Source organism: Bacillus sp. J33, from assembly GCF_000518885.1.
In the GTDB taxonomy this organism is placed as follows: domain Bacteria; phylum Bacillota; class Bacilli; order Bacillales; family Cytobacillaceae; genus Cytobacillus.
The window spans coordinates 41,399-54,090 of sequence record NZ_JAEL01000031.1 but is presented as its reverse complement, the minus strand read 5'-3'; the positions used below and the strand labels follow the sequence as shown (position 1 = coordinate 54,090).

Here is a 12,692-nt window from a genome sequence, read left to right as displayed (position 1 = left end):
GGCAACGTTTGGGCTGTTCCTTGCCAATCATCTCAAGATCAAAGCCTTGTTCAATAAAGATTTGCGATGGTGTTTTCCCATTTTTGTACTCCGTCACTGCTTTTATCTTAAATTCCGAACTATAGGAGATTGACCTTTCAGAAGTCCTCAACACATTAGGATTCTTTTCAAGCTCTTTCATTTGGAAATCATTATAAATATTCTTACTCATGATAAATCCTCCGTCCCTATTCATTAAATCTATTGAAACACAAAAAACCCCGGATAGGGGCACTTTTTTATCAGTGTCCGCTATCCGGGGTATAGTTCAAAAAAGGAGACCTTTCTTTCATTTAATACTGGCCATATCCGCCTTCGCTTATTCCGAGGCGCCTTTCAATCCGCTCAAGTCTTCGATTGAGCCGATCTACCTGGCGGTCAAGCCGCTCCACCTGACGCTCTAGGCGTTCGAGTCGCCTATCAGTGCTCCCTCCACTCGGATATCCAGGATAACCTGGCGAAAAACCGGGAAGAGGGATATATATATGCCTTGCTGGCGGGGATACATAGTGAACATCTCCTCTTTCGCATTCATTCGAAAGTATGATATTAGTCTATGTAAACCGGGCGGCTGTGACATGGACAGAAGCCCATTAATTAGAATTTGAATGGAGGTCAACCATGAGAATTGATAAAATGCTGGCCAATTTGGGCTACGGCAGCCGTAAAGATGTTAAGAAGCTATTAAAGGATGGGGCCGTAACCATTAATGATGAAAAAGTGAAAGATCCAAAGCATCAAGTAAATCCTGAAGCGGATGTTGTCATTATCAATGGTGAAAGAGTGGAGTATAAGGAATTCATTTATTTAATGATGAACAAACCGCCTGGTGTGATTTCGGCAACTGAAGATTCCCAGTTTGAAACGGTTGTGGACCTGCTCGAAATGGAGGATCTTGTTTTTTCCCCGTTTCCTGTTGGGCGTCTGGATAAGGATACCGAAGGACTTCTGCTGCTTACAAATGACGGCCAGCTGGCCCACCGGCTGCTTTCTCCTAAGAAGCATGTTCCTAAAACCTATTTTGCTGTCATTGACAGCGAGGTAACGGATGACGATATTGCTGCTTTTAAAAAAGGAGTCATATTGGATGACGGCTATGAAACGAAACCGGGAGACCTTAAAATAGTAAAGTCAGGCATCACCTCCGATATTGAATTAACCATTACAGAAGGAAAATTCCATCAGGTGAAAAGAATGTTTGAGGCAGTCGGAAAGAGAGTCATTTACTTAAAGAGGCTTTCAATGGGCCCGCTCGAGCTTGATGAAACCTTGGAACTTGGAGAGTACCGGGAATTGACAGAAGAAGTGGAAATGCTGATGAATTATGAGGTGAAGTAAAGACAAAAAAATCGCCCTAAAAGGGGCGATTTTTTTCAATCTATTATGTTAGTTATACTTTGTGCTAAGAAGACATCTTTACTTTCTTTTGTGTAATGGTCCATTTGCCTCGGCTTGGGCTTTTAACCAAATCATTATAGGCCAGGACATTCAAATCTCGTTGTATGGTGCGAGGAGTAATACCAAATTCCTCTACAAGCTCCTGAGTTGTTACAGTTCCGCGCTTACTGATAAACATGTAGACGGATTTTACACGGTTTAACATCCGGTTAGTTGAAGGTTTCAAAAAACCACTCCCTATCCTTTTTTCAAACCCCATGGCAAATTCCCTGCAACCGACAGCTACATTGAAGGGATATCCCCCTCAAAAGTATGTAGTTTTCTTTTCCCCAGACAACTCCTTTGTATTCTGGTTATTTTTAGTCTAGATGTCATACCTCTGACTATATTGTAACGCTATTATCTGATAATTTCTACTTTAAGGGTACAAATTTACAAAATTTTTATAATGCACCCACATTTATAGTCTGTACATCCCCCTCCTTTTTAATGTATGTTCATTTTCCCTAAATCCTAATTGTTAAACATCATAGGGAAAGGGCTTATTACTATACCTTATGGTATAGGGGGCTTGTAATATGTACTGAAGATTCAAAAACATTGAGAAATTTTTCTATATCCTAAAAATTTATTTTTTGATTATAATCAATGGGTGAATTAAAAGGACTAGGAAAGGAAGAGAGCATCATGGAGTGGCATTCCCTGAGGGATCGGCTGGTACATCCGAAAGAGAATATTTATTTTGCCTTTGTCGTTTTATTTAGTATTTTATCTTATATTTTTCTCGCATTCTCAATCGTTGGGATTATCATTATTATTGCAGTCATAGCTGTTTCTGTCCTGCTCCATGGAATCATGATGGGCGGCATTAGAAGGAATGGAGTAAGAATCAGTGAAAAGCAGTTTCCAGAAATATATGAAAAAGCAGTGTTAACCGCAAAGGAAATGGGGCTTGCAAAACTGCCTGATATTTATGTGATAGAGTCGCAAGGTATTTTAAATGCCTTTGCAGCCAGGTTTTTTAGAAAAAATATGGTTGTATTATATTCCGGCATTTTTGAATTGGTTGAGAAAGGGTCAGAAAAGGAAGTACTGTTCGTCCTTGCCCATGAATTTGCTCATTTAAAAAGAAAACACGTTCTCATAAGCATTCTCCTTCTCCCTGCCATGTGGGTTCCCTTTCTTGGAAATGCTTATTTAAGAGCTTGCGAATATACTTGTGATCGCTATGCAGCTTTTTATATACAATCACTCGAATCATCAAGAGATGCATTAACCATGCTTGCAATTGGAAAAGATCTTTATCATGAGGTCGACAAACAGGCATATATGGAGCAGATTCGAACAGAGACTGGCTTCTTTGTGTGGCTAAATGAAAAATTATCAACCCACCCGCATCTCCCAAAAAGAATTTATGCATTATCCAAGTTTTTTGCCGAGGATGCGACACCTGACATAGAAGAGCCTAAGGGTAAAGTCTGGCTGGGGGTTGCTGGTTCGATTCTTTCGTTAACTATTCTCGCTTCGGGAATATGGATTGGTTTTAAATCAATGGAAAAGCTGGATTTATGGACTGAATTTGTTATGGGAATTGAAGGTGCTACACCTTTGATGAATGCAGCAAGTGAAAATGATACGGACATGATTCATTCTTTGCTTGCAGAGGGTGCTGATATTGAGGAAACAGATGCAGAGGGCTCCACTGCCCTTCATTGGGCTGTTTATAATGGCCACTTGGAGAGTGCTTCTTTGCTTCTTAAAAATGGTGCCAGCCCCAACACGCTGGATAGCTATGATTCGTCTCCTTTAATGAGTGCTGTATTTAATGAAGACGTTGAAATGGCTAAGCTTCTCCTTGAGTTCGGTGCGGATCCGGGTCTGAAAGATTCAGAGGGCTACACAGCCTATGATTACGCGAAAGACTTTGATAATAAAGAATTGCTGGAATTGCTTCAGCAATGATAACACTGCTCCTTGCTGGGGCAGTTTTTTTGTGCATGCATTCAAAATTTTTCAGGATTGTTAAAGCGATTTTTGAACACTGTCTTGATTGGAGAGACCATGAAGGGGTGTTTACTCGCTCAAAGTCCTGCAGAAGGTCAAGAGAGACCCCAATGGCGTAATAGGCCAGGGAGCGCTGGAAGCCTGCGGAAAGAGAGTGCGTGCAGCAGGAATTAAAACAGGAGACAATATTTTAAAAGAATATCAAAAAAAAGTAAACCTTTTCCAATCTTACCCGTAAGTATAGTCAGGAGGAGGGTATTATGAACTTATTAAATGTAGATATTATCTCTGCAGGCTATGAAAATGAGATCCCGATTATACATAATATTCATTTCGAAATAAAGAAAGGCGAATTAATTGGCCTTATTGGGCCAAATGGTGCCGGAAAAAGCACGACCATTAAAACGATTCTGGGGCTGCTGGAGCATAAGAAGGGATTAGTAGATTTTCAGGAAGGGGTTAAATATTCTTATATTCCTGAACGCCCTGTTTTTTACGAAGAACTTACACTATGGGAGCATATGGATTTTATGGCTGCTGTAGAAGGAATTCCGGATCATGAATACAAGGATAGGGCAGATGAACTTTTAAATCAGTATAAGCTGTCTGAACATGCCCATAAGTTTCCTGGTTCTTATTCGAAAGGAATGCAGCAAAAGGCCATGCTGATTCTTGCCATGATTGCCAGCCCTGATATTTATATTATTGATGAACCGTTTATTGGCCTTGATCCGAATGCTATGAAACTGTTTCTTGAATCTATTGAAAAAGAGAGGCAAAGAGGCGCAGGAGTTCTTATGTCCACACATGTTCTGGATACCGCAGAGAAGGTTTGCAGCCGATTTTTAATTGTGCATGAAGGCGTGCTGAAAGCCTCAGGCACATTGGATGAGATAAGGGGACAATGCGGCCTTCCGGCAGGCACACTCTACGATTGCTTCCATCATATTGCTGAGGAAACAGTCAATGAAGAGTAGAGATCTATTTATTCGAAGGCTAATCAGGAGCTGGAAGTATCAATATGGCGTCCTTCGGTCTATAGCGGATTGGACGATTATCGTGTATCTCATTGTTCCGGGAGCGGCTATTTTTACAATGGTCTACCGTTCCTGGTGGATTGAAACACCAGAATGGGCTGGAAGCCTGCCTATGTTTTTGCTTTTCTTTTTGCTATATATTTTTTCATGGCTGGGAAATATCCGGCCATTTGTACAGGAAGCTGATAAAGTGTTTCTTGTTAAGAATAGAAATCTCTATTTGGGAATGAGAAGATGGGGATTTGCCTATTCATTTCTTTTTCAGGCAGCGGGGACTGCAGGAATGATTGTTCTTCTTCTTCCCTTTTTAAGGAATAGTTATTTTTTGGATGAGAGGCAAATTATTGCTCTGCTGATTTTTTTCATTATATTGAAGTGGACGATTATGTCAGTTTCCTATCATTTAAAAAGGATCGAAGGAAAACTTAAAAAATATATTATAAGGTTTTTGGTGTTTGTCTTATTTAGCTGGTTCTCCCAGCTCGTTTATTCCCTTTGGGACCTTGGAGCCGATTTAGCGGTTTACATGACAGCAGCAGTACTCCTTGCTGGCACTATTATGCGAGTATTCCGGCTATTAAATAGGGTCTCAGCTATAGATTATGAAATAATACAGGAACAGGAGGAAAAAACAAAGTATATTAAATGGATTTTTATGATGGCGCCTGAAATGGAAAAGCCTGCTTTTTCCATGCGGACAAAACCTCTTCTATTCCGGAAATCAAAACGGATTTTTAGAAATAGGACACCCGTTACCGGGCTTGCTGAATTATTTCTAAAGATCTTTATCCGCAATCCATCGTATATTGTCAGCTATTTTCAAATCATATCCATAAGCGCTGCAGGCATCATTGTGATTCCGCCATTATGGATAAAAGGAATTGTGCTGTGTATATTTCTGTTTTTAACCTATTCATGGCTGTCCATTACTTGGGATAAGGCTATCATGTCACATCCGCTTGCCAAAAGGTATAGTGAAATGGATTTCTATTTTACAGCAAGGAAAAGGACTGTGTTGGCGCTCTTCTCTTTTGCTATTATCATTTTAGGACTGTTTTTGGCATGCTGGCTGATCTTTCTGCCCCAATTTGGAGTCCTTGTGGAATAGGGGATTCATAATTGGAGGATACTGCAGCTATAATTCTTTATTTAGCATTAACGGGCAGTTAGACCTCCACTTCAAGGCTTTCGAGGGAATCATAAAGGATTAGGAGGGGGATCAAACTGCCCGTAAAAGCCCAATTACCAGAAATCAGACTAATACGCCACGTCCTCCCATAAGCTAACGCTTTCGGTCAATACGATGTATGGATTTGCCGCAGCTTTCCTTGTCCTGCGGCAGCGTCTGAGTGATCCGCATCATACGGGCCCTAACCATCGGTGGGGAATGAAAGCCCCCCACTGATGGAAGCACTTTATAATGTTATTGTTGCAGAAGGAGGGATGAACCATTTTATTTAGGAGATTTCTTAAGAAGCTATACACGCTTAATAACTTGCTGATTTTTATTTCAAGCGGATTTTTGATCCTGTTTAGTACCATTCTTATGACTCTTATAGAACCTGGGACCTTTACGAATTACTTTGATTCTTTTTGGTGGGTTATGACGACAGTAACCACTGTCGGGTATGGCGATTTTTATCCTGTCTCAGTTGCCGGAAGAGTTTATGCTGTATTTTTGTACTTGATCGGAATTGGCCTGATCGGAATTGTAATTGGAAAATTAGTAGAAGGCTTTGCTCAATTCCGTATTAAGCAGGAGGAGGGGAAAATGAGTTATAATGGGAAAAATCATATTGTAGTTGCAGGCTGGTCTAAAAAAGCGGAGCATGCTTTGGAAGAAATCAGGCTGGCTGATCCTGGAAAAGAGATTGTGCTCATTGCCATGCTGGACAAAACGCCGGTCAAACATGATAATGTCCATTTTGTCCATGGAGATGCAGCTGATGAGGCAGTACTTGAAATGGCCAATATTAAAGAAGCTAAAAGTGTTATCATATTTGCTGATGACTCGATTGAAGATAACCAGCTGACAGATGGGAAATCTTTATTAATTGCTACTGGTATTGAGCGTCTTGCAGGCGATCTTCACATCACAGTTGAATTAAAGGTTGAAAAACATATGGATCTGTTTAAGCATGTTTCGGTTGATGAATTTATCATTTCTGATGAAATGATCTCGAGAATGGCTGCACAGGCAGTCCTTTCCAATGGAGCGACTACGATCTATTCACAGCTGATGAGCCGTGAAGTGGGGGAGGATTTATATCAGATTCCTGCATCAGCGAAGTGGGTAACCTACCGGGATGCTTTTCATCAATTGCTTGAGCAGGGGGCAACCTTAATCAGCTCGGGCCAGGATATGAATATTAACCGCCGGCTGGATGAGAAAATACCACAAGGAGCCATTTTATATATTATTTGTGATCATGATACATATTCAAAATTGGCAGCAGATCAATAATAAGGAGGAAATTTGATGAACGTGCTGGATTGGAAAAAAGAAGTTGATCAAAGAAAAGATACTTTAATTCAAGATACACAAAAACTTCTGAGAATTAAAAGTATCCTGGATGAAGAAAACGCCGCAGAGGAGGCACCGCTGGGAGAGGGTGTCAAAGAGGCTCTGGATTTTATGCTGGATTTAGGCGAAAAGGATGGCTTCACAGCGAAAAATGTTGGAAATCTGGCAGGACATCTTGAATTTGGTGAAGGCGAAGAGATTGTGGGAGTACTTTGCCATGTTGATGTTGTTCCTGAAGGAGACGGATGGACAAGCGATCCATTTGATGCAGAAATTCGCGATGGCAAGATTTTTGCCAGAGGGGCAATAGACGATAAGGGCCCAACGATGGCCGCTTATTATGCCATGAAAATCGTAAAGGAAATGGAGCTGCCTTTAAGCAAACGTGTCCGTATGATAATTGGGACAGACGAGGAAAGTGACTGGCGCTGTGTGGAACATTACTTTAAACATGAAGAAATGCCGTCAATGGGATTTGCTCCAGATGCTGATTTCCCAATCATATACGCGGAAAAGGGAATCTCTGATTTCGATCTCGTCCAGACTGGAACCTGCAAAGAAACAGAAAAAGAGGTATTGGCTGAAGTAATCTCATTTCAGTCTGGCAGAAGGTATAACATGGTTCCGGATTTTGCAAGAGCAAGCCTTGTTGTTCATTTTGAGCAGACTGAAGTAGTTCAAAGGTATATTGATTTTCTCAAAAAGACGGAGCTGGAAGGAAAGTATTACATTGATAATGGAGAATTGATCCTCGAGCTTAAGGGAGTGTCCGCACATGGCATGGAACCTGATAATGGGAAAAATGCCGGCATTCTAATGGCATCATTTCTTGCCTCCCTTCAGATAGATAATCAGGCATGCCAATACTTTGAGTTTGTAACCCGCTACCTTTGTGATGATTCCAGAGGAAGGAAGCTGGGGATCGCATATGCGGATGAAATTACGGGCGATTTAACCGTCAATGTCGGCAAACTGTCATATACAAAGGAAAATGGAGGCCGTCTCTGCTTTAATGTGCGTTATCCTGTTACAACTGATATGGAAGAAACAAAGGTCAAGCTGCAATCCTTAATTGACAAAGAGCATTTCAGACTGGAAAACTTTACTGATTCGAAGCCTCATCATGTAGAAGAGGATGATTTCCTGATTCAAACATTGAAAAAAGTATATGAACAGCAGACAGGAGAAAAGGCAGAGCTGTTATCCATCGGGGGAGGCACCTATGCGCGCTCGTTGAAGTCTGGAGTTGCTTTTGGCCCGCTATTTCCAGGGCGGGAAGACATTGCCCATCAAAAAGATGAATATATGATTATCGAAGACCTGTTAAAAGCAACAGCAATTTATGCGCAGGCTATATATGAGCTTGCGAAATAGACTTAAAACCTGATATGATGGCGGAAAGATTTGAGATAAAAAGCAAATAGCTTATTTAAAGAAACCAGATACGGGGAGTGGCAGTGAGTATGGAATATGTCATTTTGAATGGGGAATTTATTAATCGTTCCGAAGCAAAGGTCGATATTGAAGACCGGGGCTATCAATTTGGGGATGGCGTCTATGAAGTGATCCGCGTATACAATGGCAAAATGTTCACCGCTGAAGAGCATCTTGAGCGGCTTCTGGAAAGCGGAAAGAAAATAGAGCTGAACATATCCTATTCCGTTGAAGAGCTAAAGCAGCTGCTTAAAGAGATGATTGTGAAAAATAAACTGGAACTGGGTATTGTTTATATGCAATTTACAAGAGGCGCTTCGCCGAGAAATCATGCTTATCCTGGTGCAGATGTGCTTCCTGCATTCACAGCCTATACACGTGAAACTTCAAGGCCTGTTGAAAGCATGAAAAATGGTGTTAAAGCACTTTTAGTTGAAGATGTGCGCTGGCTCCGCTGTGATATAAAAAGCCTTAATCTGTTAGGCAACATCATGGCTAAGCAAAAAGCGGCACAGTCTGGCTGCTATGAAGCTATTCAGCATCGCGGTGACACGGTAACAGAAGGAAGCTCCTCAAATATTGCTATTGTAAAGGACGGCAAGGTTTACACACATCCAGCAACAAACTTGATTCTTAACGGTATAACCCGCCGCAAAATCAATGAAATATGCCATACAAATGGAATTGCGCTTCAAGAAACAGCTTTTACACTGGAAGACTTAAAACTGGCAGATGAAGTATTCATGTCCAGCACGTCTGTTGAAATTACACCTATCATTGAGATCGAAGGGAAGCCTGTTGGCAGCGGAAGTCCAGGACCAGTCACAAAGGCTTTGCAAGATCTTTTTGAGAAAGAAATTGAAGAGCAGTGCGGAAGTCTGACGGTTAAATTAAGATAACATAGCAATAGCCACACTGAAAACCCCGGGGCAGCTCCCGGGGTTTTCAAGTCTGTTTATTCAAATTGGAAAAGGTCGCTGGATAGATATCTCTCTCCTGTATCGCAGACGATAAATACGACAACATCTTCCGGCTTTAGCCTTTTTGCTGACTGGATGGCAGCAAAGCAGGCTGCTCCTGACGATGGCCCGACAAGAATGCCTTCCTCCCTTGCCATTCGGCGCGTTGTCTCATATGCCTCTTCATCTTTAATTTGATGAATTTCATCGTAAACATCCGTATTTAATATTTCCGGAATAAACCCGGGGCTTGTGCCGACAAGTTTATGCTTTCCGGGCTGTCCGCCAGATAATACAGGTGAGCCCTTTGGCTCCACAACATGAACTTCCAGACCGGGATAATGCTCTTTTAGAACTTCGCCAGTCCCTGTTATGGTCCCGCCTGTTCCTGCGGTAGCAACAAATGCGGAAAGATTTTTTCCAAGTTGTTTCATGCCGTCGATGATTTCCAGAGCGGTCGAATGCCTATGCGCATCCGGATTTGCACTGTTTTCAAATTGCATCGGCACAAAGCTGTTTGGTATTTCTTCAGCCAGTTCATTTGCTTTCTTTATGGAACCCGGCATTTTGTCATCCCCAGGCGTCAGGACGACTTCTGCACCATAAGCTTTTAAAAGATTAATGCGCTCAGCTGTCATCGTATCCGGCATAACAAGAATTGCTTTATAGCCGCGGGCTGCAGCATTCATCGCAAGGCCAATGCCTGTGTTTCCGCTTGTCGGTTCGATAATGGTTGAGCCTGGTTTTAATTTGCCAGCTTTCTCTGCTTCAACAATCATGTTAAAGGCAGCACGGTCTTTTACACTTCTGCTGGGATTATAAAATTCAAGCTTTGCGTAAATGCTTGCACCATTTTCAGGAGCAAGCCTATTCAATTTTACAAGCGGGGTATCGCCTATTAAATCTGCAAGGTTATTGACTATTTTCATCTGTCTCTCCCTTTCAATAAAGGTGATGCTTTTATTTTGTGTGGCTCCGTTTAATTCCATCCATTAATAGGAAATCTATAATTATGTTTTATCCTATTCATCATACCTAAAACAGACTATTCCAATCAAATCAAAGGGTTTTAGGTTTATAAAAATATGGCTCTGTTAAATTTGTCTGTTGATTTCAGCACGAGGCACTCAAGCGTTCAGCGGGCGGTCCGACGCTCCTCGGTGCATTCGCAACTGCGGGGTCTCCCGCTGACACGCTTCTCCCGCAGGACATTGAATAAGCTTCCTCGAATGAACACCGCGTCGTAAGAAAATACGATAGCATTTTCGCGGGATTAGCACCTTCCGCTCCAATCAACAATAAGCTTTAACACAGCCAAAAATATACGAGAGTTGGATGGCAGTTATAAAGTATCTGCCAATTTTAAGTGATGTTTGATAAAATAGGAAAAAATATGGAGGTAGAGTCAAGTGGGAAATCATGATAATGCGCATTTTTTCTTTGCGGTAAAATTGCCTTCCGAGACAAAGAAACAACTCAATGAATATTGTAAAGAGCTGAAAGAAAAATTGCCCTTTAGCCGCTGGGTTCATCATGAGGATTATCATATTACATTAGCATTTCTTGGATCAGCGCCTGAGCACAAGCTTAATACAGCAGGAAAGTTAGTGGCCGATTCACTCGAAGGCACTAAGGCATTCCCGCTATTCATCAATCGCTTAGGCATTTTTGGAAAAGAAAGTTCACCAAGAATTTTTTGGTGCGACACTGAGTGTGAGGAAAGGCTCCATGTTGTAAGGGATAAGGTTTTTTCCGCATGCCAGGATGCGGGGTTTGAATTAGAGACAAGGCCTTTTAAGCCCCATATCACATTGGCAAGAAAATGGGTGGGTACGGAGGCATTTCAAAAAAGCTCAATTGATCAATATAATCCTTTTAAGGAAAAGGCACTTGAATTTGACGCTGCAGAGGTGGTCCTTTACCGTACACACTTAGACAAAACACCAAAATACGAAAGTATTGCCATCTTTCCGCTTTTGGCCGAATAAAATGATATACATACCTTATAAAAAATTTTTGCTGTTAAGCTCATCATCGATTTAGCGGTGCTGAGAGCAGAAGGTGGAAAAAATCTTGAAGGCATTTGCACTTCCTTCGTGCGGTGTTTTGTTCGGGGATGCTTTCAAAGTCCTGCGGGTAAAATCTGCTTATGGGAAACCTTAAAAGCAAAATAGTACGAAAAGCTGCGGCCTTAGCGGAAGCTTAAGTTCTGCAGCGGAAAACAACATCCCCTAGATTAAAAAAGCAATTTATATATATAGAAGTTTTTTACGAAAGCAGGGCTAGGAGAAATGGGACAGTTAATTAAATTGCAGGACTATGTTTCACGGTATGAACAGGATATTTTTGTTTATCCTTCCAGGTTTGTCAGGCTGAAGAAGCAACAATGGGAAAAGTGGCATAAGGCATGGGAATCAAATGAATTATACAGATTTGACCCGGAGCCCCAGCTTTCAAACATCAGCAGTGGCTGGCCTGATGAAGAGAAGGAACCTTTTATGGGTAAGTTAAAGAGTCTATTAAAGCGCGGAAAAAAGGAAGAAGAAGACTATAGTGCTGAAGAATATAGCAAAGAAGAAAAAATAGAAGATGAATTTGCATTTGAAGCTTCCTTTACGGCGCATCTAGATACGCTTGAGAATTTAAAACATCATTTTCTCGATCAGCTTTACCGTTTTCAAATGAAATGGGCTACATCCACTTTAACAGAAAAATCATTTCCTGATAAGCGATACTATTATGATGAAAAGCTAAAATACTTCCTGCAAAGATTTCCGGATACGTATCTTACCATGTACAATCCTGTCTTTTTGCTGAAACAGGCACCTGTTGAAACAGAATCCATCTTAATAAGTCCGACAGATACCTGGTGCATCAGCTTTTTGGAGGAGGAGGATTTGGCAGTATTTGCAGGGTCAAAGGATCGATTCTGGACTAAAAAGGGATCAGCGGGGGAAAAAAAATTTCTTAATCCTTTGCTCGCGTTAAACAGGACAGAAAAAATTGTCGGCAAAATATTTGAGCTCCATGATATTGATTTGCCGATTCATAAGGCCGTCCTGTGCCGAAACGGTTATATTGATTATCCGACGGCCCCTTTTGACGTTCAGCTTATAGAAAAGCGAGGTTATGAGAAATGGTTTCAAACAATGAGAAACCAGCGTTTTCCTCTCAAGCATGTCCAGCTTAAGGGAGCCCAGGCCTTGCTTCAATATTGCCAGACTACATCCATAAAAAGGCTGGAATGGGAGAATCCAAATGAGTAAATATACAGCAGCTGCTGCTGAGGAATGCTTA

General features: G+C 41.4%; 12 protein-coding genes. 9 read left to right on the top strand and 3 right to left on the bottom strand.

The genetic code is table 11. From position 1 onward, the window contains the following. A partial coding sequence (locus tag L634_RS0111400) for an HTH domain-containing protein (protein WP_026582567.1) occupies nt 1-211 on the bottom strand: 211 nt, incomplete at its 3' end. Between the two features lie 449 nt (nt 212-660). Here L634_RS0111400 and L634_RS0111390 point away from each other — a divergent pair. After that, nucleotides 661-1,377: a pseudouridine synthase gene (locus L634_RS0111390; RefSeq protein WP_026582566.1), complete on the top strand. Its 717-nt coding sequence runs from the start codon at nt 661-663 to the stop codon at nt 1,375-1,377. Nucleotides 1,378-1,441: 64 nt separating this feature from the next. On the opposite strand, the gene L634_RS0111385 is transcribed toward L634_RS0111390, so the two are convergent. Next, the gene (locus L634_RS0111385) at nt 1,442-1,663 is read right to left on the bottom strand and encodes a DeoR family transcriptional regulator (protein ID WP_026041817.1); all 222 of its coding nucleotides are present in this window, start codon (nt 1,661-1,663) and stop codon (nt 1,442-1,444) included. Nucleotides 1,664-2,124: 461 nt separating this feature from the next. Between L634_RS0111385 and L634_RS0111380 the strand changes: the two genes are divergently transcribed. The 6 genes from L634_RS0111380 (at nt 2,125) to dat (ending at nt 9,335) form a co-directional block, all read left to right on the top strand. Then, complete coding sequence (locus L634_RS0111380) at nt 2,125-3,399, top strand: M48 family metallopeptidase (RefSeq protein WP_026582565.1); 1,275 nt, start codon at nt 2,125-2,127, stop codon at nt 3,397-3,399. A 302-nt stretch (nt 3,400-3,701) separates the two neighbouring features. Next, nucleotides 3,702-4,418 (top strand): ABC transporter ATP-binding protein, encoded by a 717-nt coding sequence (locus tag L634_RS0111375; RefSeq protein ID WP_026582564.1) that lies wholly within the window; start codon nt 3,702-3,704, stop codon nt 4,416-4,418. Continuing rightward, nucleotides 4,408-5,586, top strand: coding sequence for an ABC transporter permease (locus tag L634_RS0111370; RefSeq protein ID WP_026582563.1), 1,179 nt, complete (start codon nt 4,408-4,410; stop codon nt 5,584-5,586). Before L634_RS0111375 ends, L634_RS0111370 begins: the two co-directional genes overlap by 11 nt. 387 nt (nt 5,587-5,973) lie before the next feature. Beyond that, nucleotides 5,974-6,942: a potassium channel family protein gene (locus L634_RS0111365; protein WP_232233754.1), complete on the top strand. Its 969-nt coding sequence runs from the start codon at nt 5,974-5,976 to the stop codon at nt 6,940-6,942. Between the two features lie 15 nt (nt 6,943-6,957). After that, nucleotides 6,958-8,376, top strand: a complete 1,419-nt coding sequence (gene pepV / locus L634_RS0111360) for a dipeptidase PepV (protein WP_026582561.1) — start codon at nt 6,958-6,960, stop codon at nt 8,374-8,376. Between the two features lie 89 nt (nt 8,377-8,465). Then, entirely contained in the window at nt 8,466-9,335 is an 870-nt protein-coding gene (gene dat, locus L634_RS0111355) for a D-amino-acid transaminase (RefSeq protein ID WP_026582560.1), read from the top strand. Nucleotides 9,336-9,391: 56 nt separating this feature from the next. On the opposite strand, the gene cysK is transcribed toward dat, so the two are convergent. Next, nucleotides 9,392-10,324, bottom strand: coding sequence for a cysteine synthase A (gene cysK, locus L634_RS0111350; RefSeq protein WP_026582559.1), 933 nt, complete (start codon nt 10,322-10,324; stop codon nt 9,392-9,394). A 480-nt stretch (nt 10,325-10,804) separates the two neighbouring features. Here cysK and thpR point away from each other — a divergent pair, with 480 nt between their 5' ends. Beyond that, nucleotides 10,805-11,383: an RNA 2',3'-cyclic phosphodiesterase gene (gene thpR / locus L634_RS0111345; RefSeq protein WP_026582558.1), complete on the top strand. Its 579-nt coding sequence runs from the start codon at nt 10,805-10,807 to the stop codon at nt 11,381-11,383. Nucleotides 11,384-11,686: 303 nt separating this feature from the next. Then, the gene (locus tag L634_RS0111335) at nt 11,687-12,661 is read left to right on the top strand and encodes an NERD domain-containing protein (protein WP_026582557.1); all 975 of its coding nucleotides are present in this window, start codon (nt 11,687-11,689) and stop codon (nt 12,659-12,661) included. Nucleotides 12,662-12,692: the final 31 nt, after the last annotated feature.